The organism is Streptococcus sp. 116-D4 (assembly GCF_009731465.1).
Taxonomy (GTDB): Bacteria; Bacillota; Bacilli; order Lactobacillales; family Streptococcaceae; genus Streptococcus; species Streptococcus pseudopneumoniae_E.
The window spans coordinates 254,282-278,633 of sequence record NZ_AP021887.1 but is presented as its reverse complement, the minus strand read 5'-3'; the positions used below and the strand labels follow the sequence as shown (position 1 = coordinate 278,633).

The 24,352-nt window shown below is 42.2% G+C and carries 25 protein-coding genes; 4 read left to right on the top strand and 21 right to left on the bottom strand.

The genetic code is table 11. The features are described from left to right. Positions 1 to 48 precede the first annotated feature (48 nt). The 9 genes from purR to UKS_RS01400 form a co-directional block, all read right to left on the bottom strand. On the bottom strand, positions 49 to 876 hold the full coding sequence (gene purR, locus UKS_RS01440; protein WP_156011464.1) for a pur operon repressor: 828 nt from the start codon (positions 874 to 876) through the stop codon (positions 49 to 51). A 105-nt stretch (positions 877 to 981) separates the two neighbouring features. Then, positions 982 to 1,923 (bottom strand): 3'-5' exoribonuclease YhaM family protein, encoded by a 942-nt coding sequence (locus tag UKS_RS01435; protein ID WP_156011463.1) that lies wholly within the window; start codon positions 1,921 to 1,923, stop codon positions 982 to 984. Beyond that, entirely contained in the window at positions 1,913 to 3,169 is a 1,257-nt protein-coding gene (rmuC, locus tag UKS_RS01430; RefSeq protein WP_173020432.1) for a DNA recombination protein RmuC, read from the bottom strand. Before rmuC ends, UKS_RS01435 begins: the two co-directional genes overlap by 11 nt. A gap of 1 nt (position 3,170) precedes the next feature. Beyond that, positions 3,171 to 3,833, bottom strand: coding sequence for a thiamine diphosphokinase (locus UKS_RS01425; protein ID WP_156011461.1), 663 nt, complete (start codon positions 3,831 to 3,833; stop codon positions 3,171 to 3,173). Then, a complete protein-coding gene (gene rpe / locus UKS_RS01420; RefSeq protein ID WP_156011460.1) occupies positions 3,796 to 4,452 on the bottom strand; it encodes a ribulose-phosphate 3-epimerase in 657 nt (218 codons plus the stop codon). Before rpe ends, UKS_RS01425 begins: the two co-directional genes overlap by 38 nt. Before the next feature lie 10 nt (positions 4,453 to 4,462). Further along, entirely contained in the window at positions 4,463 to 5,341 is an 879-nt protein-coding gene (rsgA, locus tag UKS_RS01415; RefSeq protein WP_156013024.1) for a ribosome small subunit-dependent GTPase A, read from the bottom strand. A gap of 1 nt (position 5,342) precedes the next feature. Next, positions 5,343 to 6,215: a 16S rRNA (adenine(1518)-N(6)/adenine(1519)-N(6))-dimethyltransferase RsmA gene (rsmA, locus tag UKS_RS01410; RefSeq protein WP_156011459.1), complete on the bottom strand. Its 873-nt coding sequence runs from the start codon at positions 6,213 to 6,215 to the stop codon at positions 5,343 to 5,345. A gap of 65 nt (positions 6,216 to 6,280) precedes the next feature. Then, a complete protein-coding gene (gene rnmV / locus UKS_RS01405; protein WP_156011458.1) occupies positions 6,281 to 6,847 on the bottom strand; it encodes a ribonuclease M5 in 567 nt (188 codons plus the stop codon). After that, complete coding sequence (locus tag UKS_RS01400) at positions 6,847 to 7,620, bottom strand: TatD family hydrolase (protein ID WP_156013022.1); 774 nt, start codon at positions 7,618 to 7,620, stop codon at positions 6,847 to 6,849. Before UKS_RS01400 ends, rnmV begins: the two co-directional genes overlap by 1 nt. Positions 7,621 to 7,780: 160 nt before the next feature. On the opposite strand from UKS_RS01400, the gene UKS_RS01395 reads away from it, so the two are divergent. Beyond that, positions 7,781 to 9,129 (top strand): IS3 family transposase gene (locus UKS_RS01395; RefSeq protein ID WP_156011457.1). Its coding sequence is split into 2 segments (ribosomal slippage): positions 7,781 to 8,222 and positions 8,222 to 9,129, totalling 1,350 coding nucleotides; the frame shifts between segments, so codons are not numbered across the junction. 23 nt (positions 9,130 to 9,152) lie between these two features. On the opposite strand, the gene UKS_RS01390 is transcribed toward UKS_RS01395, so the two are convergent. From UKS_RS01390 to UKS_RS01375, 4 genes are all read right to left on the bottom strand, one after another. After that, positions 9,153 to 11,102 (bottom strand): peptide ABC transporter substrate-binding protein, encoded by a 1,950-nt coding sequence (locus UKS_RS01390; RefSeq protein WP_156011456.1) that lies wholly within the window; start codon positions 11,100 to 11,102, stop codon positions 9,153 to 9,155. A 137-nt stretch (positions 11,103 to 11,239) separates the two neighbouring features. Then, positions 11,240 to 11,374, bottom strand: coding sequence for a 50S ribosomal protein L34 (rpmH, locus tag UKS_RS01385; protein WP_000831905.1), 135 nt, complete (start codon positions 11,372 to 11,374; stop codon positions 11,240 to 11,242). A 154-nt stretch (positions 11,375 to 11,528) separates the two neighbouring features. Beyond that, complete coding sequence (locus tag UKS_RS01380) at positions 11,529 to 12,743, bottom strand: pyridoxal phosphate-dependent aminotransferase (protein ID WP_064276410.1); 1,215 nt, start codon at positions 12,741 to 12,743, stop codon at positions 11,529 to 11,531. 156 nt (positions 12,744 to 12,899) lie between these two features. Then, a complete protein-coding gene (locus UKS_RS01375; RefSeq protein ID WP_173020431.1) occupies positions 12,900 to 13,202 on the bottom strand; it encodes a hypothetical protein in 303 nt (100 codons plus the stop codon). A gap of 161 nt (positions 13,203 to 13,363) precedes the next feature. On the opposite strand from UKS_RS01375, the gene UKS_RS01370 reads away from it, so the two are divergent. After that, positions 13,364 to 13,816 carry a universal stress protein gene (locus UKS_RS01370; protein ID WP_156011455.1) on the top strand — a complete coding sequence of 151 codons (453 nt, stop codon included), beginning with the start codon at positions 13,364 to 13,366 and terminating at the stop codon, positions 13,814 to 13,816. 182 nt (positions 13,817 to 13,998) lie between these two features. Here UKS_RS01370 and UKS_RS01365 read toward each other — a convergent pair whose 3' ends face one another. Further along, positions 13,999 to 15,390: a Cof-type HAD-IIB family hydrolase gene (locus UKS_RS01365; RefSeq protein WP_156011454.1), complete on the bottom strand. Its 1,392-nt coding sequence runs from the start codon at positions 15,388 to 15,390 to the stop codon at positions 13,999 to 14,001. Between the two features lie 65 nt (positions 15,391 to 15,455). On the opposite strand from UKS_RS01365, the gene UKS_RS01360 reads away from it, so the two are divergent. Beyond that, the gene (locus UKS_RS01360; RefSeq protein WP_156011453.1) at positions 15,456 to 16,418 is read left to right on the top strand and encodes an asparaginase; all 963 of its coding nucleotides are present in this window, start codon (positions 15,456 to 15,458) and stop codon (positions 16,416 to 16,418) included. Positions 16,419 to 16,471: 53 nt separating this feature from the next. Here UKS_RS01360 and ccpA read toward each other — a convergent pair whose 3' ends face one another. Continuing rightward, the gene (ccpA, locus tag UKS_RS01355; protein WP_156011452.1) at positions 16,472 to 17,482 is read right to left on the bottom strand and encodes a catabolite control protein A; all 1,011 of its coding nucleotides are present in this window, start codon (positions 17,480 to 17,482) and stop codon (positions 16,472 to 16,474) included. 235 nt (positions 17,483 to 17,717) lie between these two features. Here ccpA and UKS_RS01350 point away from each other — a divergent pair, with 235 nt between their 5' ends. After that, positions 17,718 to 18,035: a DUF960 domain-containing protein gene (locus tag UKS_RS01350; RefSeq protein ID WP_156011451.1), complete on the top strand. Its 318-nt coding sequence runs from the start codon at positions 17,718 to 17,720 to the stop codon at positions 18,033 to 18,035. A gap of 159 nt (positions 18,036 to 18,194) precedes the next feature. On the opposite strand, the gene folK is transcribed toward UKS_RS01350, so the two are convergent. From folK to UKS_RS01320, 6 genes are all read right to left on the bottom strand, one after another. Then, the gene (gene folK, locus UKS_RS01345) at positions 18,195 to 19,007 is read right to left on the bottom strand and encodes a 2-amino-4-hydroxy-6-hydroxymethyldihydropteridine diphosphokinase (protein WP_156011450.1); all 813 of its coding nucleotides are present in this window, start codon (positions 19,005 to 19,007) and stop codon (positions 18,195 to 18,197) included. Between the two features lie 157 nt (positions 19,008 to 19,164). Next, positions 19,165 to 19,719 (bottom strand): GTP cyclohydrolase I FolE, encoded by a 555-nt coding sequence (gene folE, locus UKS_RS01340; protein WP_000380917.1) that lies wholly within the window; start codon positions 19,717 to 19,719, stop codon positions 19,165 to 19,167. Then, positions 19,700 to 21,022, bottom strand: a complete 1,323-nt coding sequence (locus tag UKS_RS01335; RefSeq protein WP_156011449.1) for a bifunctional folylpolyglutamate synthase/dihydrofolate synthase — start codon at positions 21,020 to 21,022, stop codon at positions 19,700 to 19,702. Before UKS_RS01335 ends, folE begins: the two co-directional genes overlap by 20 nt. A gap of 1 nt (position 21,023) precedes the next feature. Then, positions 21,024 to 21,998, bottom strand: a complete 975-nt coding sequence (gene folP / locus UKS_RS01330) for a dihydropteroate synthase (RefSeq protein WP_173020430.1) — start codon at positions 21,996 to 21,998, stop codon at positions 21,024 to 21,026. Positions 21,999 to 22,091: 93 nt separating this feature from the next. Further along, positions 22,092 to 22,799, bottom strand: a complete 708-nt coding sequence (locus tag UKS_RS01325) for a CPBP family intramembrane glutamic endopeptidase (RefSeq protein WP_173020429.1) — start codon at positions 22,797 to 22,799, stop codon at positions 22,092 to 22,094. Positions 22,800 to 22,850: 51 nt separating this feature from the next. Continuing rightward, positions 22,851 to 24,269, bottom strand: a complete 1,419-nt coding sequence (locus UKS_RS01320) for an NCS2 family permease (RefSeq protein ID WP_156011447.1) — start codon at positions 24,267 to 24,269, stop codon at positions 22,851 to 22,853. Between the last annotated feature and the right edge of the window lie 83 nt (positions 24,270 to 24,352).

Sequence of the window (24,352 nt, the reverse complement as noted above, 5' to 3'; positions counted from 1 at the left end):
TTTGCAAAGAAAGGCTGGGACAATCGTTCCAACCTTTAATTCTATCTTTTATTTATCTTCGTCAAAGATATTACCAATCTCAACATCGATGGCTTGGTTCTTGACATCAATATTGGTTACCTTCAAGAGTGACTTGTAGTCAAACTGCTTTTCACGTTCTTCTTGGGCATTATCCGCAAAGACAGCTACACCTGCCAGTTCTGAATCGAACTCGCGCAAGAGACTAATCATCCCGTTAACAGTTCCGCCACCTTTCAAGAAGTCATCCACAATCAAGACACGGCTGCCTGCCTTGAGACTACGTTTTGAAAGGAACATTTTCTCGATACGGTCACCACTTGAACCTGAAACATAGTTGACGCTGACAGTTGAACCTTCGGTAATTTTCAGGTCACGGCGCACAATGACAAAGGGAACATTGAGGACATTGGCAACTGCATTTGCAAGTGGAACACCCTTAGTCGCTACAGTCATAACTGCATCAATTTTTTTGTCCATAAAGCTCTTGGCAATAATGCGACCAATATTTTTCAAAATGGCTGGTGTGCTAAGCAAATCAGATAGGTAGATGTAGCCACCTGGCAAGATACGGTCACTTTCTGACAACTTGGCACGCAAGTCCTCAACTATTTCCTTGGCATCATGGCTTGAGATTGATGGTGTGAAAATGACACCACCCCCAGCACCAGTTACTGTCTGGATATGGCCGATTTCAATTTCCTCAAAGGCGCGTTTGATAATGACGATATCCTCTGAGATGGATGATTTAGCAGATTCATACTTTTCAGCAAAAGTATTGAGACTAGTTAGTTTATAAGGATTATTAATCAAATAGTTGGAAATGACAACCATCCGATCACTTCTTCTTAATTTCATTTCTATTTCCCATTTCATTTAATTTTGATATTTTATCTATTATACCATATTTACATAAAAAAACGAACATTCTTATCCTAAAAAATGCTCGTTTTTCTTAAATTATTAATCTAAATCTGGTTTATAGAAGGAACGATTGTCCATAGCGAAGATTTTATTGGTCATCTCTCCTTTATCCACCAAAGCCAGAGCTGTTGACATCATCATCATGCTTGCATCCAGATTATCAATCATATGGATAATCTCTGCTTCCATTACACGAGGACGGACTGGACTTCCATACTCAAGTAAACCATGGTGACTGAGGATGACGTGACGAAGCAGAACGACTTCTTCTTTGGTATCATCGATGCCGAGTTCCATCACTGTCTTGGTAATTTCGCTATCAATGAGAGCAATATGCCCAAGGAGATTACCTCGCACTGTATACTCAGTCTGGTCTGGTCCCGTCAACTCAATGACTTTCGCCAAATCATGTAGCATAATACCCGCATAGAGCAGACTCTTATTAAGTTGAGGATAGATTTCGCTAATGGCATCTGCCAAACGCACCATGGTCGCCGTATGATAGGCCAAGCCTGTTTCAAAGGCATGGTGGTTGGTCTTAGCAGCTGGATAGGAATAAAACTCCTTGTCGTACTTGGTGTAGAGATTTCGGACGATCCGTTGCCAGACAGGGTTTTCAATTTTGAAAATCATCTGTGACATATAGTCACGGATTTCCTTGACATCAACTGGTGACTTGACCTTGAAATCAGCTGGGTCATTGGGTTCGCCAGGCTGAGGTAAACGGAGTGTAATTTGATTGACTTGAGGAGTGTTGTTATAAACTTCTCGGCGCCCTTTCATGTGGACAACCTTACCTGCGGTAAAGGCCTCAACGTTATGAGGTTGGGCATCCCAGAGCTTCCCATCAATCTCGCCACTATCATCTTGGAAGGTAAAAGCTAGGTAGTTTTTCCCCGTACGTGTTTGTCTCAGATCAGCTGATTTGATCAGGTAAAAGCCTTCAAAAAGCTCATCTTTCTTCATGTGACTAATCTTCATATTCTTCCTCATCTTCTTGAAATTGGAGCAAATCAAGCATAGGCTCACCTTCTGATAACTCAATGTGACGAAGCGTTCGCTCGATAGCTGTAGTACGACGGTTTAATAGTTCATCAATATTGCCAGAGGCATGTTGGAGATGTTTTTGTGCCTTGACCAGAATGCCACCAAACTTACCAAATTCGGTTTTGACACTAGCTAGGGTTTTACTAATATGGTCGGCACTCTTTTGGATATTGAGAGTTTTGAAACCAACTGATAGGGAATTGAGGAGGGCTGATAGGGTACTTGGCCCTGCAACAATAATCTGCTCCTCCCGTCTCAATTCATCAAAGAAGACCGGATTGCGGACGATTTCTGAGTAGAGACCTTCTGTCGGGACAAACAAAATTCCAAAATTGGTCGTCCGAGGCGGCGCAATGTACTTATTTCTAATATCCTTGGCAAAGCGCTTGACGCTGGCTAAGAGTGACTTACGACAGCGTTCGATTTCGTCCTTGTCACCTGCTTCATAGGCTTCTTCTAGGCGGTAATAATCTGCCAGTGGAAACTTGGAGTCAATTGGTAGATAGACGTATTCCTGATCACCCTGTCCGGGTAACTTGATAGCATACTCCACTCGTTCACTGGAGTTTTCAACCGTTGCGTATTCTCGCTCATACTGGGCAGGTGTCATGATATCTTCGATAATCTGCCCCAGTTGCAATTCTCCCAAAATTCCTCGAGTTTTAGTCCCTGAGAGAACCTTGTTGAGAGCTCCGACATCACGGGCAACTGTCTGCATTTCACCTAGACCACGATTGACTGATTCCAGTTGCTTGGAAACTGTCTCAAAAGAGGCCTGCAAGCGTGTTTGCAAAGTCTTTTCTAACTTTTCCTCAACCGTTTGACGCATTTGTTCTAGGCGTTGCTCATTTGATTCCTGCAAGGCTTGGAGACGTTGGTCGGTCTTGTCTCTGGTTTGGAGGAGATTATCTGTCATTTCTTGACGGATTTGAGTTAAGCCTTGGTGCAACTCGATTCGAACTTCTTGCAGGCGATCGCTGACAGCCACTTCCAAGTCTTTTTGATCTAATTGGCTAGCTTGTCTGGCTTGTTCAAAGCGATAATCCAGCTGATCTGAAAGATTATCTGCCTGGTCTTCTAAACTCTTGGTCAGATATTTCTCCTGCTTATCCTGCCTTTGCCAAATCAGAAAGAGTCCAGCTAGGTTGGCAATCAATAATAGAACAAGTAAACTTTCCATCCTACCTCCTGTCCTTACTATGCAGCACGACCACATAACCATCTGGGCAAGTCACCGAAACTTCCCTATCTATATATTCGTTAGAAGCGTACACTTTTTTAAAGAAAAAATTTTCCTCTGTCAACTCATACTTAGCACCGATAATGGTCAACTGGCTATCCCGAACTGGCATAAAGGCTAGATAGTCGTAGTCTGAACGAGGTTCTAGCTGACTGGTCCCTTCTGGACAATAGGCAATCAAATTTTGCCCGTCCTCAATCGCTATCTGGCGCATATAAGGTGCCAACTTGGGATTACTAGGCAGAAAGACATTGGCCAGCATATGGTCGATACGGCCACCCAAAGCACCGAAAATAGTGACCTGAGCCTGAGGATTTTTCTCAAAGATGGTTAAGAGAGCCAATTCCAGATCCGTGTCATCTTTTTCCGGATGAGCTTGGACAAACTGCTGGGTACATTTTTGAATCACTTGTCGCTCTTCTCCAGTGACAGAATCAAAATCTCCAACCGCTAGAGTAAGAGGTAGGTTTTCCTCCAAGACCCAGAGCGAGCCTCGATCCACACCGACAAAGCAATCAAAATCCGTCATGTAGTGTCCTCGGTCTCCGCCTGCAAAAACGGCAACCCTAGTCCAGTTGTTTTCTGAGAGTTTGTAATCGCTCATTGACATCTCCCCTAAAGACATAGGAACCTGCTACAAAAACGGTCGCACCAGCTTCTTTAGCCTGAGCAATCGTTTGATCATCAATCCCGCCATCCACTTCGATTTCAAAGTTCAAGCCTTTTTCATCACGCAGAGCAACCAACTCACGGACCTTATCCATGGTCTCTGGTAGAAAGGCTTGCCCACCAAAGCCTGGGTTAACTGTCATGACTAAAACTTGGTCAACTAGATGGAGGACGTGCTTGATGGCCTCAACTGGTGTGCCAGGATTGATAACAACTGAAGGCTTAACGCCGAGTGAACGAATTTTTTGGAGGGCACCATGGATATGGGGCGTTGCTTCCACATGGATACTGATGATATCCGCACCTGCACGCGCAAAATCCTCTAAATGATGCTCTGGATTCGCCACCATCAAATGGCAGTCAAAGACCATTTTGCTATGAGGACGAAGAGCCTCGACCACACCTGCACCAAAACTGATTTGTGGCACAAAATGGCCATCCATGATATCGATATGGGCATACTCTGCCCCAGTTGCTTCTAGGCGTTTGATTTCACGTTCAAAGTTGGCATAATCTGCTGCCAGAATTGACGGAGCAATCTTGTATTGAGACATAGGTTTCTCCTTATTTTGGTATTTTTTTGCTGACTTTTTTATAGGTTTCTCTGCGATTTTCAATCTCACTGAGGAATTGCAGGTAGTTGTCAAAACGGAAGGTGGCAATAATTCCTTCTTCTACAGCCGGCTTGACTGCGCAAGACGGCTCATGGGTATGGGTACAAGTGCGGAATTTGCAGTCTCGACTGACACTAGCAATCTCTGGAAAGGCTTGATTGAGGTCTTCAGCCGTTGATACTTCATAATCCAGTGATGAAAAGCCTGGTGTGTCTGCGATTTTACCCCCATTGAGGTTGTAAAAACTAACAGCTCGAGTGGTATGGCGCCCACGACCCAGACTGTCTGAAATTTCTCCTGTTTCAAGATTGAGATCTGGTGCGATTTTATTGAGAAGAGTTGATTTCCCAACACCTGTCTGGCCCATAAAAACTGTAACCTTGCCTGTTAACAAGGGCAAAAGTTCTTCCTTACTGGTCACAAAGTCGTAGCCAATATCACCATAAGTCTGTTCATAAAAATCCAGTTCTCCCCTATCTTCCAACAAATCCATTTTGGAAATATAGACGATGGGATGGATGTCCTTGTGCTCCAAAAGAACCAAGAAACGATCCAGCAAATTGCTGTTAAAATCAGGTTCTTTGACGGACATGATTACTACAGCTTGGTCAATATTGACAATGGGCGGACGGACCAGACTGTTTTTCCGTTCATGAATCTTGAGAATGTAGCCTTCTGAATTTTCCTCGGCAGAGAAATCTACCCAGTCCCCAACGTAAGGGGTATGACCTTTTTTACGGAAATTCCCACGCGCGCGCGTCTGATAAACTTGGTCATCACTTTCCACATAGTAGAACCCAGCCAAGGCTTTAATGATTTGTCCCTGCATCTTAGAGTCCTTGTCCTTTAAGCGCATCTGCTAGGCTGGCAAACTCTTCCAAACTGAGAGCTTCCCCACGTACACTTGGTGACAAACCTGCTTGGTCCAAAGCCTTGGTCAATTTGTCCTTGATTTCCTCAGTTTTCCCAAAGTAACCTGTCAAATTGTTCCACAAGGTCTTACGACGATGGGTGAAACTAGCCTTAGAAACCTTAAAGAAGAAGTTCTCATCTTCAACCGCAACCGCCGGTTCTGGACGACGCACCATTTTCAGGATAGCCGAGTCCACATTTGGCGCTGGCACAAAGACCGTACGAGGTACGATAAAGGCAACCTTGGCAGCCATGTAATACTGCACCGCAATCGACAAGCTACCATATGCCTTAGTATTTGGCTGCGCTGAGATGCGGTCAGCTACCTCTTTTTGCATCATGACCACAAACTCACTAAAAGGAATGCCACTTTCAATCAAGTGCATGAGAATAGGCGTTGTGATGTAGTAAGGCAAGTTGGCTACTACCTTGATGGACAGGTCAGGATTTTTAAAATTCTGGATATGTTGCGCCAAATCGACTTTGAGAATGTCTTCGTTAACCACTGTCACATTGTCAAAATCACGCAGGGTATCTGCCAAAATCGGTACCAAACGGTGGTCGATCTCAAAGGCCATGACCTCTGCCGCACGCTCTGCCAAAAACTCGGTCAAGGCACCAATGCCTGGCCCGATTTCGATGACATTAACCTGATCATCAATCTCAGCCGTATCTACGATTTTTTGAAGGATGTTGGTATCCGTCAAGAAATTTTGCCCAAAGGATTTTTTAAAGGTAAAACCGTGACGCTCCAGCACTGCCTTGGTCACGCTATAATCTGCAATTCTCATCTATTCTCTTTTCTATTATCTGTTACTACTATTGTAACACATTCCCCTTGTATTTTGGGGTCTGCTTAGCTATCCTCATAAGATTTCATAGCCCCTTCCACTTCTGCCAAGCTGATTCCAAATAACTCTAGGCGTTTGAGAAGTTGCTTACCGTTGGAATAGCCGATTCGGAGAGCCTCTCCCAAATACTCTCTGCGCTTACGACTATCTGCTCCCGCTAGAAAACCAAGGCGAATCAAGTCGCTACGACTGATATCAAACTGGCTCTCATGTTCAAATTGTTCTGTTACCTGAGCTAGCGCCATTTTCAGGTCTTCATAGCTGGCATGTTCGATTCCAAGAGAACGCCCCTTGGTCTTGGACTTGGGAACAGCTTCATCTCGTTTGAGGAAAGCATGCTGAACTGTTGGAATGGCTGTCATAATCATGCGGCGAATCCGCTCCCCATTAAAGTCAGGATCTGTAAAGACAATGACTCCATGCAGTTCATGCAGGCGCTGAATCCGCTCTAGATCCTGGTCATTGATAGCAGAACCTCTTGTCTCATAAGTCTCCACATCAAAATAACGTTTGAGATTGGCCGTATCATCACGTCCTTCGACCACGATAACTTGGGAAATTTTTTCTTTCATTACTTGCTGTCCAATCCAAAGATGCCTTCTGCATTTGCAGTCGTTGCTGCCGCTAACTCCTCGGTCGTCATCTCACGCAAATCCGCGATAAAGTCCACTACATAGCGCGTGTAAGCTGTCTTATTTTCACGCCCACGCTTGGGTACAGGTGCTAGGTAAGGGGCATCCGTTTCCACCAAAATCTTATCCAAAGAAAGTTTTTTAGCTGCTTCCTGGATATCAGTTGCTTTCTTAAAAGTCACCACTCCTGAGAAGGAAATAGTCATGCCAAGCGCGACAAACTTCTCTGCCCATTCAAGAGTTCCCGAAAAAGAATGCATGATCCCGCCACGTGGACCAACTCCTTCACTCTTAATAATCTCATAAGTATCTTCCAGCGCATCACGGGTGTGAACCACAAAAGGCAAATCCAGTTCCTTAGACAGCTGAATCTGACGACGAAAAACCTGCTCCTGCACTTCTTTAGGTGCCGTCATCCAGTGATAGTCCAATCCAATCTCACCTAAAGCCACAACCTTGGGATGTTTTAATTTATCCAACAAGTAAGCCTCGACTTCCTCGGTGTAAGTTCCTGCTTCTGTCGGATGCCAACCGATTGTCGCATAGAGCTGGTCATACTCATCTACCAACTCCAAAGCACGCTCAATGGTCGGTTCATCAAAACCAACAATATTCATCTGTGTCACACCCATCTCAGCAGCCAAGGCAATTTCTTCTGCCTCACGTCCTGCAAATTCTTCTACATTTAAGTGTGTATGTGTATCAAAAATCATTTCTTCTAACCTCATTTCTCTACTTTCTATTATACCAAAAAGAGAAAGAGGCGTAGCACCATCTTTCTCCCTTTTTCTTTATTCTACATGTTTTGCCAAATCTTTGTACCGCACCCCAAAAGTTAGACAGAAAAAATCTAATTTTTGGGGTGTTTTTATTATGAAATTAACTTATGATGATAAAGTTCAGATCTATGAACTTAGAAAACAAGGATATAGCTTGGAGAAGCTTTCAAATCAATTTGGGATAAACAATTCTAATCTTAGGTACATGATTAAATTGATTGATCGTTACGGAATGGAGTTCGTCAAAAAAGGAAAAAATCGTTACTATTCTCCTGAATTAAAACAAGAAATGATTCATAAAGTCCTACATGAAAACTGGCCTCAAGATAGAGTTTCTCTCGAATATGCTCTCCCAAATCGTGGTATGCTTCCAAATTGGGTGGCACAATACAAGAAAAACGGGTATACTATTGTTGAGAAAACAAAAGGGAGACCATCTAAAATGGGACGTAAGCCAAAGAAGAGATTTGAAGATATGACAGAATTAGAACGTCTTCAAGCAGAAAACGAGTATCTGAGAGCGGAGAATGCTATCCTAAAAAAGTTGAGAGAACTCCGCTTGAAGGAGGAAAAAGAGAAAGAAGAAAGACAGAAATTATTCAAGAATTAATGACTGAGTTTTCGTTAAATATTCTTCTAAAAGCCATTAAACTAGCACGTTCGACCTACTACTATCACTTGAAACAGCTAGATAAACCAGATAAGGACCAAGAGCTTAAAGCTGAAATTCAATCCATCTTTATCGAACACAAGGGAAATTATGGTTATCGTCGGATTCATTTAGAACTAAGAAATCGTGGTTATCTGGTAAATCATAAAAGAGTTCAGCGCTTGATGAAAGTGCTCAATTTACAAGCTAAAATACGACAGAAACGCAAGTATTCTTCTCATAAAGGAGATGTTGGCAAGAAGGCAGAGAATCTCATTCAACGCCAGTTTGAAGCATCGAAACCAATGGAAAAGTGTTATACGGATGTGACAGAATTTGCCATTCCAGCAAGCGCTCAAAAGCTTTACTTATCTCCAGTTTTAGATGGTTTTAACAGCGAAATCATCGCTTATAATCTTTCTTGTTCGCCTAATTTAGAACAAGTAAAAACGATGTTGGAGCAGGCATTCACAGAGAAAAACTACGAGAATACGATTCTCCACAGTGACCAGGGCTGGCAATACCAACACGATTCTTATCATCGGTTCCTAGAGAGCAAGGGAATTCAGCCATCTATGTCACGCAAGGGCAACAGCCCAGACAACGGTATGATGGAATCTTTCTTTGGCATTCTGAAATCGGAGATGTTTTATGGTTATGAGAAGTCGCTTCAGTCGCTTAAGCAATTGGAACAAGCTATTGTAGACTATATTGATTACTACAACAATAAACGAATTAAGGTAAAACTAAAAGGACTCAGTCCTGTGCAATACAGAACTAAATCCTTTGAATAAATTAATTGTCTAACTTTTGGGGGTCAGTACACTTCCTGAGCTTTTTTATTTGACTCAGCTTTTTCTTTTTGCCATTTTTCATAAAGTTCTTGATACTGTTTAGCAGTCACTGGCTCTTTTTGCAATTCAACATATTTGTAGTTGTCCGCATTTCCTTTATTCCCAACGAATGAGAATGGGCCTGTAAACGGTACAGTCTTACGGAAGATTGGATTAGCTCCACCACTTTGAACTGGCAGGAACAAGGCACTATCTGTCAACCAGGCTTGAGCGTCAGCATATTTTTCATAGCGAGCTTGAGTATCTGTGATTTCAGCGTCTGCCTGATCCAAGAGTTTCTTGTAGTCAGAAAGACCAATCTTGTCCTTAACTTCCTTGTCTTTTCCTTCAGACAAGCCCATGTTTTTCAACTGAGAACCTGTCTCTGGATCTAGAATGGCTAGGTAAGTCTTCGGATCTGAGTAGTCTCCACCCCATCCTGAGATGTCAATATCGTAGTCTTTTTGTTCTGCTGTATCTGCAAAGTAGGTTGCTTGGTCTTTTTCATCTGGAGAAAGTTGGATAACATCAATGACTACATTATCCTTACCAAGGGTTTCTTCCACTGTTTGTTTGAAAGATCCAGCTTGTTGCACATCCAACTTAGCAGTCTGGTCAACTGGCATATCCAAATGAATTGGGAAGGTTACTCCCTGTGCTTGCAGACTTTCTTTGGCCTTAGCAAACTTCTCTTTGGCCTTTTCAGGGTTAAAGAAGGCTTGCTTACCATCGTTTAGATTGATATTTGCCCAATCTTTACCGTAGTTGACAATTTTCTCATTGACAATGTCACCGAAGTTCTTATCGCCAACTTGAACAAAGTTACTTGGTGTAATCGTATTACGCAAGATACGGTCTGCTCCATCTTCACCATTCGTCTGCGCCGCATAGGCATGACGGTCAAAGGCAAAATTGATAGCCTGACGGAAATCTTTATTTTGCATAGCTGCGCGTGAATCTGTCTTTTCCTTATCCGTCTGTTTCATAGTTTGCTTGTAGCTTTGGCGGTTGACGTTGAAAAGATAGTAGAAAGTAACTGAGTTTTGCGGTGTATAGGTAATCTTGTCCTCATTTCCCTTCTTGAGTTCAGCAAAGACTGAACTTGTTGGGAAAATACGACCATCTGTATAGTTACCATCCAAGAAACCTCTAGCAATGCTGTCTTGGTCAGAACCGTCAAAGAAAGAGAGCTTCACTTTCTCAATTTTGACATTGTCCTTATCCCAGTAATTAGGATTTTTATCAAATTCAATCAAAGATTTTGATGAGAAAGATTTAAATAAGTAAGGACCATTTGACAAGATACTTGATGGTGTCACACTTCCAAAGTCCTCTCCCTTAGACTTCAAGAAGGCTTCATTTACAGGATTAAGGATACTTGCTGTTGTTTTAGAGTTCCAATAAGTCTCGGGTTGGTTGAGGGTGTATTGTAGCGTATAATCATCCACTGCCTTAACGCCAACAGTTTCAAAATCAGAAGATTTCCCTTCAACATAATCTGCTAGCCCTTTGATAGAGTCTTGTACCAAATACAAATTTTCAGCCTTTTTATCAGCCGCATACTTAAGACCCGTCACAAAGTCATGGGCTGTCACATCCGCATACTCTTCTCCTTCAGAAGTGTACCATTTAGCCCCCTGACGGATTTTATAGGTGTAGGTCAAACCATCTTTTGACACCGTCCATGACTCAGCCATAGAGGGGATGAGATTGCCGTACTGATCATTTTCCAACAACCCATCAATCAAGTTGGTTGTGATACTAGATGTAGAATCTCGTGTAGAGGTAATATAATCCAAGGTATCTGGGTTGCTGACAAAGATATAAGAGTAAGTCTTGTCTGCATTACTTGATTGGGAAGACCCACATGCTGCTAGTGCTAAACCTGCTGTCAAAGCTACAGCTCCAAAAAGCATAACTTTTGATTTCTTCATGATTATTCTCCATTTTTTACTATATATGAAATATTATACACTATTCGAGCAAAAATATAAAGTCTTTTGAACATTTTTACAAAAATAAAAATCAGTAGACTCGAGTTCCTACTGATTTTTGATAGAATTCGTTTGGATTATGCAGCCAAAACTTTGCGTCCTTTACGACGACGAGCTGCCAATACGCGACGACCGTTTTTAGTTGACATACGGTTACGGAATCCGTGTTTGCGCGCACGACGAAGTTTACTTGGTTGATAAGTACGTTTCACGATGAATACCTCCTCATAGATTTTGTATTCGTTTAGCCGGCTATAAAGTGATCAGTTACTAAACATACTTTACTATTCTATCTGATTCTTTCACTTTTGTCAATAGCTCTAGGCAAATGTTTCCAGCTTTTTGGCGCTTTTTCGAATGTAAGCCCTATCTACGATACTGTTTTAAGAAACGAGTCATCTTTTCTTGGATTTGGGCCAGTTCATCGACACGAGGAAGGTAAACAATACGGAAGTGGTCTGGTTCCTGCCAGTTGAAGCCTCGACCATGAACCAAGAGAACCTTTTCTTGTTTCAAGAAATTAAGGACAAACTGCTCATCATCATCGATACGGTACATATTGCGGTCGATTTTAGGGAAGATATAGAGTCCAGCCTTAGGTTTAACCGCAGATAAACCTGGGATATCTTGAATGGCATTGTAAATGAAGTTTCTTTGCTCGTAAATTCGCCCACCAGGAAGGAGCAATTCATCGACCGACTGGTGACCACCCAAGGAAGTTTGTACGACTTGTTGGGCCAAAACGTTAGAGCAAAGGCGCATATTGGATAGCATATTGAGCCCTTCGATATAGCCTTTAACATGAGTCTTAGGACCAGACAAGACCATCCAACCCACACGGAAACCAGCGATACGGTGCGATTTTGACAAACCATTCATGCTAACACAGAAAACATCTGGTGCCAAGCTAGCCACAGGAGTATGCACATGTCCATCCATTACCATGCGGTCATAAATTTCATCCGCAAAGATAATCAAATCGTTTTGACGGGCAATCTCAATAATCTCCAACAAGAGTTCCTCAGGATAAAGGGCTCCAGTTGGATTGTTTGGATTGATAAGGACGATTGCCTTGGTATTGGAAGTGATTTTTGACTTGATATCGTCAATATCTGGGTACCATTCTGCAGCTTCATCACAGATATAGTGAACGGCATTTCCTCCAGCTAGGCTGACAGCTGCTGTCCAGAGAGGATAGTCTGGCATAGGCACCAAGACCTCATCCCCGTTGTCCAAAAGCCCCTGCATAGACATGACAATCAGCTCACTGACACCATTTCCAAGGTAAATATCATCAATATCTACGTTTGGGAATTTCTTCAATTGGCAATACTGCATGATGGCCTTACGGGCTGAGAAAATCCCTTTGGAGTCAGAGTAACCTTCACTATCACGCGCATTCATAATCAAGTCATGAATGACCTCGTCAGGCGCTGTAAAGCCAAACTCTGCTGGATTTCCTGTATTCAGACGTAAAATCTTTTCTCCGTTTGCTCGCATCCGCATGGCTTCTTCCAAAACAGGACCACGGATATCATAAGCAACATGCTCTAACTTACTAGACTTATTATATTCTTTCATATTGTTTCCTCAATTCATCAGGATAGTAACATTATACCACTAGAAAGAGCATGCGACAAGTTTACTGAAATCTATTACTAGCTTCATACAGAATAAAAACCTCGCTAAAAGCGAGGAAAAGACAGTGGAAATAACAGAGTTTTTGTGCAAGACATATCACATACCAAAAGATAAACCTAGAAAAAGCAAGCCTAAAAAGGAGTCATAGAGAAGATTGAACATGAGGAAAAGTCCCCATATCATCAAGTAATCCTGGCGACCACTTCTTTTAGCGACTAGGAATAACGCCAAATGGTAGAGTAAATGAAAGACTAAAAAGCCAACAAAACCTGGATAAAGAAGCGGAATCAACTTCTCTAATTGCCAGATCATAATCACTTCTACCAAGACTGAAACTAGGATGATTCCATAATAAAGGAAATTTGATTTTTTTGTTTCTTGAAAAGAGTTTTTCATCATTCTCCCTCCCTTCACTTCTTCCCTGCTATCCTTTCTTTTATTTTATCATATATTTATATATATTTTAAGCGCTAACATTCTTTTAGAAAATACTTTTTTTACTTTACTTCTATAGTGAAAAGGTTTACAATTATAGTAAGAAAATTTCAGGAGGTTTCATTATGACACAACGTTACCAAAATATTATGGTCGCAATCGATGGTTCTAAGGAAGCGGACTTAGCTTTTGTCAAGGGAGTTCATTCTGCTCTACGAAACGACGCTAAACTCACCATCGCTCATGTCATTGACACACGTGCTCTTCAAAGCGTATCCACCTTTGATGCTGAAGTTTACGAACAACTCCAAGTCGACGCTGAAAGTCTGATGAAAGAGTACGAAAAACGTGCTAAAGATGCTGGGGTGGCAGATGTTCATATCGTCATTGAAATGGGAAATCCAAAAACCCTCTTGGCACGTACCATTCCAGATGCTGAAGAAGTGGACCTCATCCTCGTTGGTGCCACTGGTCTCAACGCTTTTGAACGCCTCTTGGTCGGCTCTTCATCCGAATACATTCTCCGCCATGCTAAGGTCGATTTACTTGTTGTGAGAGAACAAGAAAAAACCTTATAATTACAACAAAAAGGAGCGTTGAGCTCCTTTTTGTTTACTATTTATACTCTTCGAAAATCTCTTCAAACCACGTCAACGTCGCCTTGCCATATATATGTGACTGACTTCGTCAGTTTCATCTGCAACCTCCAAACAGTGTTTTGAGCAGCCTGCGGCTAGTTTCCTAGTTTGCTCTTTCATTTTCATTGAGTATTATTTCTCTTTTTATGGCGCTCATAGGCCTTTATCTGGCGCTCAATTTCCTTTTTAATGGCAGGCTCTGGAGTATATCTCTCCTCCCAGTCATCTGGTTTTAAGATTTTGTGGGTCACTGGATCAAAGTGAGCTTTGCCGTCAGGAAAAATTTTCCCCATATTAGCCTGATGGACAATGTCAAAAATCCGTTCTGGATCCACTCCCATCAAAACAAAGCTACCATAGATGAAGTAAAGCGTATCAATCAAGGCATCCACCTGCCCTACCAAATCTTGCTGGGCAGGTGTTTTCTTGGCTACTTTTTCTGCTGCTTGATCAAGAGCTTGATGAAGTTGTGATAGAGCTTGACCAAAGTCCTCTTCAGAGGGACTGGCTGCTCGGACAAACTCCACCAATTCTTCTATTTTAAAACCAGCCCTGTGGGTGGCACCTTCTAAGTCCCAAGCTCGAGGTTCTTCTTGGGTCCGTTCATCCATCATGTGGTGGAAGGTCTTAACTTTATTAAAATGATAGTCACGACTGACAAAGACTTTTTCTGAGGCCAGAACACCAAAATGTTCCAAGGCCTTGTGGATTCCATCTTGCTGATTACTGGTTGTGATGTGCTTGGCAACTTCCTTGACACTGCTGCTACCATTTCCCATAGCGACCGACATACCAACACCAGCCAGCATTTCAAGGTCGTTATCCGAGTCACCAAAGGCCATCACTTGGTTGAGGTCAAAGCCATATTCTTTCCCAACTCGGCGAATGCCTTCCAATTTAGAGTTTCCTTGATTGATGACATCCGCTGCAAAAGGATTGCTACGTGTCAATTTCAAGTCTTCAAAATCAGCTGCCACCTTCTCAGTTTCTTCTGGCGTCATCAGCATCAAAACTTGGTAGATAGGCTGATTCATCAGATGAAGCAGATCTTCTTCCTCTTGGGGAACAACCTTGCTAACCATGCGATTAAAGGACTGACTCACCGTCCGAGTTAAAACAGAGGGAACGAAGCGACTGATTCGTTGGGAAAAAGAACCCAGACCAAAGGACATGATTTTAGAGCCCAACATAGCATCCTTGGTCCCTAGGGCAATCTCCTTGCCCTCTTTTTTAGCATAGCCAATCAGCTGGCGCAAATGTAACTTGGAAATAGGACTCGTGAACAAGACTCTGTCTTTATTAAAGATATATTGACCATTGTAGGTTACCGCAAAATCCAAATCTAAATCGTCCATCAATTCCTTAACAAAAAAAGGGCCTCGCCCTGTCGCTACACCAACAAGCACTCCTTGCTCTTTGACAATCTTAATCGCGTCCTTAGTGGATTTCAAAACACTCTTGCGATCGTTGACCAAGGTTCCATCGATATCAAAAAAAACAGCTTTGACTTCCATTCTATCCCAATCTCCCCTTTTGTGATACAATGATTATACCACATTTCAGAAAGAGTGAGTAAATCATGCCTAAGAAAATCCTTGTTTTACATACGGGTGGGACTATTTCCATGCAAGCCGATGCTTCTGGCGCTGTTGTGACGAGTTCAGATAATCCCATGAACCATGTGTCCAATCCTCTTAAAGGAATCCAAGTCCACGCCTTGGACTTTTTTAACCTGCCAAGTCCCCATATCAAACCAAAGCATATGCTGGCCCTCTATCAAAAAATCAAAGAGGAAGCAGATAACTACGATGGTGTTGTCATCACGCACGGAACCGATACCCTAGAAGAAACCGCCTATTTCCTGGATACCATGGAAGTTCCCCACATGCCTATCGTTCTAACAGGGGCCATGCGTAGTTCCAACGAACTCGGAAGCGATGGTGTCTATAATTATCTGAGTGCTTTAAGGGTGGCTAGCGATGACAGGGCTGCTGACAAAGGAGTTTTGGTCGTTATGAACGATGAAATCCACGCTGCCAAGTATGTCACCAAAACACATACGACCAACGTCGGCACCTTCCAGACCCCAACACATGGCCCCCTTGGTCTGATTATGAAACAGGAAATTCTCTACTTTAAAACGGCTGAACCTCGTGTTCGCTTTGACCTTGAACACATACAAGGCTTGGTTCCTATCATATCAGCCTATGCTGGTATGACAGATGAGCTGATTGATATGCTGGATTTGGAACAATTGGACGGTTTGATTATCCAAGCCTTCGGAGCTGGTAATGTTCCCAAAGAAACAGCTCAAAAATTAGAAAGCCTTCTGCAAAAAGGAATCCCAGTTGCCCTGGTTTCACGATGCTTTAACGGTATTGCTGAACCTGTTTATGCCTACCAGGGTGGGGGCGTGCAGTTGCAAAAAGAAGGTGTCTTCTTTGTTAAAGAACTCAACGCCCAAAAAGCCCGCTTGAAACTCCTCATCGCCCTCAATGCCGGATTAACAGGACAGGCTTTGAAAGACTATATGGAAGGCTGAGTCTCTTCTCTAGAAAGCAAAATCAGGAAATCTTCATGATTCCCTGATTTTTTCTATTTACGTTTTCGTGTTGAACGACGTTCTGTCAAACCATGAGGTAAGAGAACTTCGCGTTCTTCCAACTCTTCCTTGTGCATAATCTTAGTCAGCATACGCATACTAATGGCACCAAGGTCATAAAGAGGTTGAGCAATAGTCGTCAAGTTTGGACGGGTAAAGCGTGAGATTTGTGAATCATCACTAGTAATGATTTCAAACTCTTCTGGCACAGACACACCGTGATCAGCCAAACCATTCAAGACACCTGCTGCCAATTCATCACCTGTTACAACTGCTGCAGTTGCGTTTGATGAAATCAAGCGTTCAGCCAAGGCATAACCATCTTCATAAGTGTATTTAGATTCAAATACCAATCCTTCGCTATAGGAAATCCCTGCTTTTTTCAAGGCTTCCTTGTAGCCAACCAAACGAACCTTACCATTGATATCATCCACTAGCGGACCGCTTACGAAAGCGATGCGCTCATTTTCTTTAGCAAGGTAGCTCATCGCATCAATCGTAGCTTGTTTGTAGTCAATATTGACACTTGGAAGCTGATGTTCTACATCCACTGTCCCTGCAAGAACAACTGGTGTCCGTGAACGAGAAAACTCTGAACGAATTTTTTCAGTCAAGTGGTACCCCATAAAGATGATCCCATCCACTTGCTTAGAAAACAGTGTATTGACAACTGAAATTTCCTTGTCATCATCTTCATCACTATTAGCAAGGACAATATTGTACTTGTACATTTCAGCGATATCATCAATCCCTTTAGCAAGCGTTGAGAAATAACCATTGGTAATATTTGGAATCACAACTCCGACAGTGGTTGTCTTTTTACTTGCAAGACCACGCGCTACGGCATTTGGACGGTAATCCAAACGATCAATCACCTCAAGCACTTTTTTACGGGTATTCTCTTTTACATTCTTATTGCCATTGACTACACGGCTAACCGTCGCCATTGAAACCCCTGCTTCACGGGCGACATCATAAATCGTTATTGTATCGTCTGTATTCATTTCATTTCCTTTCTATATCATACCTCACGAAACTCTAAAAAGAGACGGTATGAAAATTTCGTTTTCATGATTCTCCTTATTTCATTTTATCACTATTTGTAAACACTTTCAAGCATTTTTTGAAGATTATTTGAAAAAATTTCATAGGAAGCTATGTTTATGAAGAAAAAATCGCCTTTTCTTGATTTTTAATCCTATTTGCTGTATGATAAGGGAAAAGAAAGGGGGAAGAAATATGGCTTTTACCAATACCCACATGCGGTCTGCTAGTTTTGGCATTGTTACCAGCTTGCCTGATGATATCATTGACTCTTTTTGGTATATCATCGACCATTTCTTAAAAAATGTCTTTGAATTGGAAGAAGAACTCGAGTTTCAATTGCTTAATAACCAAGGAACAATTACCTTCCACTTTTCAAGTCAACACCTCCCTACAAGCATTGATTTTGACTTTAACCATCCTTTCGACCCTCTTTATCCCCCAAAAGTACTGGTTTTAGATATGGACGGTAGAGAAACGATCCTCCTCCCAGAAGAAAATGACCTATTTTAAGACTCAATGAAAATCAAAGAGCAAACTAGGAAGCTAGCCACAGGCTGCTCAAAACACTGTTTTGAGGTTGTAGATGGAAGCTGACGTGGTTTGAAGAGATTTTCGAAGAGTATAAAAACTCTAGCCTTCAGTTGCAAGTGACTGAAAACTAGAGTTTTTCTATTTTTTCAAAGCATCATACAAGTTGCGGATAGGTTGCTTTAATGTCGGATGGATAAAATGAGGCGCAATTTCCTGTAAGGACTCAAGGACAAAGAGGCGCTCAGCTATATAAGGATGAGGCAAGATGAGGTCGTCTGTATAGAGGACCTGGTCCTCTACAAAAAGCAAATCCAGGTCAATCAAGCGCGGTCCCCAATGCACTTCTCTCACCCGTCCCATCTCTGACTCAATGGCTAACAAGGTCTCTAATAGAACTGGGGCCGGCAACCATGTTTCAACCTCAACCACTTGATTAGCAAAGCTATCCTGCTCCACACCACCCCAAGGCTCCGTCGTCAAGACACTGGACTCTTTGAGAATATGGATGCCACGAGCTCGCAGTTTGGCGATGGCTTGTTTCAAGTTTTCTCGCTTATCCCCCATATTGCTTCCTAGGGCGATAAAGGCTCGTTGCTTGCGGCGATGGATGGTTACCGAGCAAGTATCTAGCGGCAAATGCACTGGTGCCCAAGGTTTTTTGAGTTCCAGCTTTATTTCTTGGACAAGAGGATAAGCCTCAAAGGTACGTTCCACCAGTTTGTAGGCTACCGTTTCAATCAAATCTTCACTCGTTTCCTGAAACCAAGTCGTCCACTGCTGACACAATTCTCCGTAATGGACAGAAGCTGTTAAATCCAAGTCTGTAGCCGCCTTGGTCATATCATAGGATAGGATTGCGGAAACGACAAACTTCTGCCCCAATTCTTTCTCACTAGGAAAAAGACCATGATAGGCAAAAATTTCCAAATCCTTAATCTGCAGTTGATCCATAATGATTCCTTTCTAGAAAAATCCGCTTCAAGCGGATTCTTTTTATACTCAATGAAAATCAAAGTGCAAACTAGAAAGCTAGCCGCAGGTTGCTCAAAACACTGTTTTGAGGTTGCAGATGGAAGCTGACGTAGTTTGAAGAGATTTTCGAAGAGTATTATAGTCCCATTAAGCGATAAGCCTGATCTCGAAGGTCCTTATCTGTTTCAAATAGACCACGAGCTACTGTCGTCAAGGTTGCAGTGCCTGGTTTTCTAACACCACGCATGCTCATACACATATGCTCTGCTTCAATCACAACGAAGGCTCCCTTGGCTCCCAAATACTCCATCAAGGCATCTGCTACTTCGATATTCAAACGCTCTTGAATCTGTGGCTTTTTAGAATAAACTTCAACCGTTCGGGCTAGCTTAGACAAACCTGCTACACGGCCATCTGGAATGTAGGCAATATGTGCTCTCCCATAAAATGGTAGAAAGTGATGTTCACACATGGTATGGAAAAAGATATCCTTTTCTACCACCATGTTATCGTCGATAATCTCAAAGGATTTTGACAAATGTTCCTCCGCCGTTTGACCAAGACCTGAAAAAATCTCTTGGTACATACGAGCCACACGAGCAGGTGTTTCCTGCAAGCCCTCGCGATTAGCGTCCTCTCCGACAGCCTCGATAATCATTTTTACAGCTGCTTCAATCTTTTGTGTATCCATTTTCGTTTTTCCTTTCCATCAGATAGGCTCTCACTTGGCTCAAGAAATACAAGGAGCCCGTGACAATCCTAACTGTTTGTTTCTCTTCTGTTTTATCTGTCAATTTTTGCTCTAGAAAATCCTGCCAATCTTGGTAACTGAGATTTCTAGACTCAGCCATCTCTTTCAAGACTTTTTCATCAGTCGCCCGACTATCCTCAAAATGAGTTAGTGTAATCTTAGTATTGGACAAAGTTTCTAGCAAGTCCAACATATCCTCCAAGGCCTTGGTTTTGATACAAGTAAAGAGAATTTCCTTATGATAATCCGCAAAACGTTCTTGCAAGGTAGCCAACAAGGCCTTGATAGCATGGGGATTATGGGCTCCATCTAAAATCATCAAGGGGTCTTTTGACACAATTTCCAAACGCCCCGGCCAACTTGTTTCTTCCAAGGCTTGAGCAAGCAAGTAATTGCTTGCTAGTTCTCGACCATCCTCTTTACAAAAAGTATCAAGTAAAGCTATGGCCATCCCAGCATTCTCTATCTGATGCAAACCAATCAGACCAGTCTGGAGACGACCTTGTCTGACAGAACTGGTATAATCAAAGATTTCGCCTGTCACCACGCTTTCTTGATGACGGACCTGATAATCTCTCTCATATCTTATTCTGGGTACATTTTTATCTTCTGCAATATTGTCAATCACAGCCAAAGCTTCTGGAGCGATACGACCTGTCACCAAGGGAATACCTTGTTTGATAATACCAGCTTTCTGCTCTGCTATGGCTTCCAAGGTGTCACCAAGTAGGGCTACATGGTCCAATCCAATAGTCGTAATTCCTGTCAAAATAGGCTGACAGACATTGGTACTATCCAAAAGTCCGCCCATACCAACTTCCATGATGGCCACATCGACTTGTTCTGAAGCAAAATAGTCATAGGCTATGGCTGTAATTATTTCAAACTCGGTTGTCCCCTGCAAATTGGCAGCCACTTTTCCTTCAAGCAAAGACTGATAGTCTGCCATGAGGGATTCTAGTCTCGCCTCTGGGATAGATTCCCCATTGATGCTAATCTGGTCTGTATAATGAATGAGATAGGGCGAGCTGAAAACACCAACTCTGAGCCCTAGTTTTTCTAGCATATTTTTCAAAAAAGCAATGGTAGACCCCTTGCCATTGGTCCCTCCGATATGGATAACCTTGAGTTTGAGATGGGGATTGCCACGCAAAGCTAACAGTTCCACCATGCGTTCCAAGCCAAAATGCGGTTGGTCCGTCCGGTAGTTAGCAATCCACTGATTGTTTTCGATTTCTTTCATCTTATTTATATTGTTTTAAATCTAAATTTTCCGCTTCATCAGCCAGACGAATAGCGGAGGCAATTTCAACTGCCATCCTGTGACTAGCTACATCATGCACGCGCACCACTTCTACCCCCTGTCTCGCAGCGATACTAGTTACATGAGCCGAAGCTATGTCTCGATTGCTGAAACCGACTTCCGTCTCAGGATTAACTTCAAAGCCACTTTCTTCAAGGATATTGATGACAAATCGCTTGCGGGAAACTCCAAGAAAGATTGGATAGCCCTTCTGATGTAGTTTATCCATGTCCCGTAAAAGAAACAGATTTTCTTTCTTGGTCAGACCAAAGCCAATTCCTGGATCCAACAGGATATTTTCTTGTGTGATTCCAGCTTGATTCGCTCTCGCTAAGGCTCTGCCAAAGAAAGCCTCCATCAAGTCTTCGATTGGCAATGTTTCAAAGTCAGCTAACTCTTCCTCTGTAAAAGCTTGACCAAAACCAAAATGAGGGAAGATGAGCGAGCTAGGGTGCTGAGGTCGCGCCATGACTGGATTAAACATGATAACCACTTTCGCTCCTGCCTTAGCAACCACATGGGCCATTTTTTCATCTCCCATGAGGCCAGTGATGTCATTGACCAGATTGGCGCCAGCAGCCAAAGCAGCTTCTGCTACTTGACTTTTCCAAGTATCAATGGAAATGAGGACATCACTTCCCTTGCGAATCGCTTTAATCACTGGAACAACTCGCTGGATTTCCTCTTCTATCTCAACATAGCTACTTCCCGGCCGAGTTGATTCTCCACCGATATCTAGCATGCTGGCTCCTTCAGCTATCAATTTACGAGCCTGCTGGAGAGCCTGCTCAAGAGCAAAAAATTGACCACCATCCGAAAAGGAATCTGGGGTTACATTGATAATTCCGCAAATAGCTGTCTTTGCATGATTGGCTTTACTTGACATATCGTTCACTCCCTCAAGGCTTTTCATCATATTGTTTCTCTATTTTACCATAAAAAGAAAAAGATGGACACGATTGCATTCATCTTTTTCCCAGTAGAAGCAAGTAAGCAATTGTCAAAAATCTTAAACAGAAATCCCTAATGTCCGACTCATAATCACCACAAGAGCCAACAAACAGAAAGCAACCCCATTCACAATCATGTGAAGTAAGATAGACATTTCCAAACGTTGGGTCTTGTAAGCCGTCCAAGATAGAACGATCGACATAACTCCATAAATCAATAAAGAAGGTAAATTACTTGGTTGGTGCAATAAAGCAAACACAATCGTACCGACTATAAATCCCAAGTTCTCCTTGCCTCGGAAAATCTTTTTAGGAACAATCCCACGACACAAAATTTCCTCACAAATCGGAGCAAGCAAGGTCAGCAAGAAGAAACTGGAAATCAGGGAACTATTCTGAACCATATCGTTAATCTGAGACTGGTTAGCTGTTGTCGTCTCATTTGACAGTTGTAACAAGATAGAACCAAGTATATTTGAACAGAAAATGACTAAATAACTCAAGCCCAAACGTGCTAGGTCTGTAGCTCTAAAAAAAGAAAAATTAAAACTAGCTAATTGCGTTTTACGAGCTCCAAAAATAAATAGTGCCAAAACTACAATCGAAATACCAGCAACTATCAGTCCTGACTGTAACAGTGGTACTGCATTTAAAGTTAAAATAGCAGTAACTCCTATAGGAATCTGATATAAAATGGTCCCCAGCAAAAAGATTAACAGCCAACCTGCACGATTCAAGAATTCTTTCCACATATTTTTCTCTTTCATCACCTATCTCCTCTGTATTAAAAAAGGGGGAAATCCCCCTGGGTAATCCTATTATAAGGCCATGCTGATGTAGTTAAGGATAAACAAGGCATCCAAAATCCAAATCATGACATGAACATCTTTAGCTTGACCTTTGACAAGCTTAGTCAAAGTGTAAGTCAGGAAACCAACTGCAATCCCTTGAGTGATAGAGTAACTGAATCCCATAAAGATAGAAGTGAAGAAGGCAGGAACTGCTTCAGCCATATCATCCCAATGGATATTTTTCAAGCTACCAAGCATCATAATCCCAACAATAATCAAGATTGGTGCTGTAGCAGATGAAGGTACGATAGCTAGAAGTGGGCTAAAGAAACTTGAAATCGCAAAACAGATAGCTACAACCAAGGCTGTCAAACCAGTACGTCCACCTGCCCCGATACCAGCAGCAGACTCAACATAAGTCGTTACGTTTGAAGTACCTGCGATGGCACCAATTGAAGTACCAATCAAGTCTGAATAAAGGGCCTTGTCTAACTTATCTGATTGGTGATTTTCACCATTTGTCGCTACGATACCAACTTTTTCACCTGTACCAATCAAGGTACCAATTGTATCAAAAATATCTGTCAACGAGAAGGCAAGAATAGCCATAAGCGTTTCAGGCAAGCGAGCTGTATCTGAAATCAAAGCTCCCAAACCTTCTGAACCAAGAGCTGCACCAAAGATTGTCTTCAAATCTTCAAAAGCTGCACCAACATGGTTATTAGCAAAATCAATACTAGACAAATCAACCAAACCAACTGCAATAGCGAGAACAGTTGTTGTCAAAATAGAGAGGATAATTCCTCCTTTAATTCCTTTGATAACAAAGAAGATAGTAATGGCAAGTCCTGCCAAAGCCACCAAAACAGCTGGGCTATTAAAGCTGACCAAGCCTGGAACTGCTGAAGCATTTGCTGTAATCGCTGCTTGAGCTTTATCAGCCCCTTCTCCTGCAACCGTGTAATTTCCTGGATCGATAGAGAATTTCAAAAGTCCAGCATTCTTAATCCCCACGTAGGCAAGAAAGACACCGATACCAGCTGAAATAGCTGAGCGAAGGGCGTTTGGAATCGATTCAATGATCATTTTACGAACATTTGTCAAGGTAATAACCAATGAGATAAGTCCACAGATGAAGACCATAGCTAGGGCTTCTTGCCAAGAATAACCAAGTCCAAATACGACTGTAAAAGTAAAGAAAGCATTCAGCCCCATCCCTGGCGCTTGAGCATAAGGTAAGTTAGCGTAGAAAGCCATCATCAAGGTACCCGCTACTGCACCAATAATCGTCGCTAAGAAGACACCCTGAGCAGGCATCCCTGTTTGTGAAAGCATTTGTGGGTTTACAAAGAGAATATAGCTCATTGCAAAGAAAGTTGTTAAACCAGCGAGAACCTCTGTACGAACGTCTGTACCGTTCTCTTTTAGTTTAAATAATTTGTCCATTATCAATCTCCTTTTAATTTTTACGAACAATAAGAGAATTATATCATTTATTATTCACTTTTTCAATATGTTTGTTTGATTTA

What these genes read in the sequence shown, in the direction of transcription:
- rsmA (WP_156011459.1), bottom strand. Translation starts at nt 6,215, where the DNA reads ATGAGAATTGCAGATTATAGCGTGACCAAGGCAGTGCTGGAGCGTCAC.
- UKS_RS01320 (WP_156011447.1), bottom strand. Translation starts at nt 24,269, where the DNA reads ATGGACAAATTATTTAAACTAAAAGAGAACGGTACAGACGTTCGTACA.
- UKS_RS01375 (WP_173020431.1), bottom strand. Translation starts at nt 13,202, where the DNA reads ATGATGAAAAACTCTTTTCAAGAAACAAAAAAATCAAATTTCCTTTAT.
- UKS_RS01360 (WP_156011453.1), top strand. Translation starts at nt 15,456, where the DNA reads ATGCCTAAGAAAATCCTTGTTTTACATACGGGTGGGACTATTTCCATG.
- rnmV (WP_156011458.1), bottom strand. Translation starts at nt 6,847, where the DNA reads ATGAAAGAAAAAATTTCCCAAGTTATCGTGGTCGAAGGACGTGATGAT.
- UKS_RS01400 (WP_156013022.1), bottom strand. Translation starts at nt 7,620, where the DNA reads ATGATTTTTGATACACATACACACTTAAATGTAGAAGAATTTGCAGGA.
- rpe (WP_156011460.1), bottom strand. Translation starts at nt 4,452, where the DNA reads ATGTCTCAATACAAGATTGCTCCGTCAATTCTGGCAGCAGATTATGCC.
- UKS_RS01425 (WP_156011461.1), bottom strand. Translation starts at nt 3,833, where the DNA reads ATGAGCGATTACAAACTCTCAGAAAACAACTGGACTAGGGTTGCCGTT.
- UKS_RS01350 (WP_156011451.1), top strand. Translation starts at nt 17,718, where the DNA reads ATGGCTTTTACCAATACCCACATGCGGTCTGCTAGTTTTGGCATTGTT.
- rsgA (WP_156013024.1), bottom strand. Translation starts at nt 5,341, where the DNA reads ATGCAGGGACAAATCATTAAAGCCTTGGCTGGGTTCTACTATGTGGAA.
- purR (WP_156011464.1), bottom strand. Translation starts at nt 876, where the DNA reads ATGAAATTAAGAAGAAGTGATCGGATGGTTGTCATTTCCAACTATTTG.
- UKS_RS01335 (WP_156011449.1), bottom strand. Translation starts at nt 21,022, where the DNA reads ATGAAAGAAATCGAAAACAATCAGTGGATTGCTAACTACCGGACGGAC.
- folE (WP_000380917.1), bottom strand. Translation starts at nt 19,719, where the DNA reads ATGGATACACAAAAGATTGAAGCAGCTGTAAAAATGATTATCGAGGCT.
- UKS_RS01370 (WP_156011455.1), top strand. Translation starts at nt 13,364, where the DNA reads ATGACACAACGTTACCAAAATATTATGGTCGCAATCGATGGTTCTAAG.
- UKS_RS01325 (WP_173020429.1), bottom strand. Translation starts at nt 22,799, where the DNA reads ATGAAAGAGAAAAATATGTGGAAAGAATTCTTGAATCGTGCAGGTTGG.
- folK (WP_156011450.1), bottom strand. Translation starts at nt 19,007, where the DNA reads ATGGATCAACTGCAGATTAAGGATTTGGAAATTTTTGCCTATCATGGT.
- rmuC (WP_173020432.1), bottom strand. Translation starts at nt 3,169, where the DNA reads ATGGAAAGTTTACTTGTTCTATTATTGATTGCCAACCTAGCTGGACTC.
- folP (WP_173020430.1), bottom strand. Translation starts at nt 21,998, where the DNA reads ATGATGAAAAGCCTTGAGGGAGTGAACGATATGTCAAGTAAAGCCAAT.
- ccpA (WP_156011452.1), bottom strand. Translation starts at nt 17,482, where the DNA reads ATGAATACAGACGATACAATAACGATTTATGATGTCGCCCGTGAAGCA.
- UKS_RS01380 (WP_064276410.1), bottom strand. Translation starts at nt 12,743, where the DNA reads ATGAAAGAATATAATAAGTCTAGTAAGTTAGAGCATGTTGCTTATGAT.
- UKS_RS01390 (WP_156011456.1), bottom strand. Translation starts at nt 11,102, where the DNA reads ATGAAGAAATCAAAAGTTATGCTTTTTGGAGCTGTAGCTTTGACAGCA.
- UKS_RS01365 (WP_156011454.1), bottom strand. Translation starts at nt 15,390, where the DNA reads ATGGAAGTCAAAGCTGTTTTTTTTGATATCGATGGAACCTTGGTCAAC.
- UKS_RS01435 (WP_156011463.1), bottom strand. Translation starts at nt 1,923, where the DNA reads ATGAAGATTAGTCACATGAAGAAAGATGAGCTTTTTGAAGGCTTTTAC.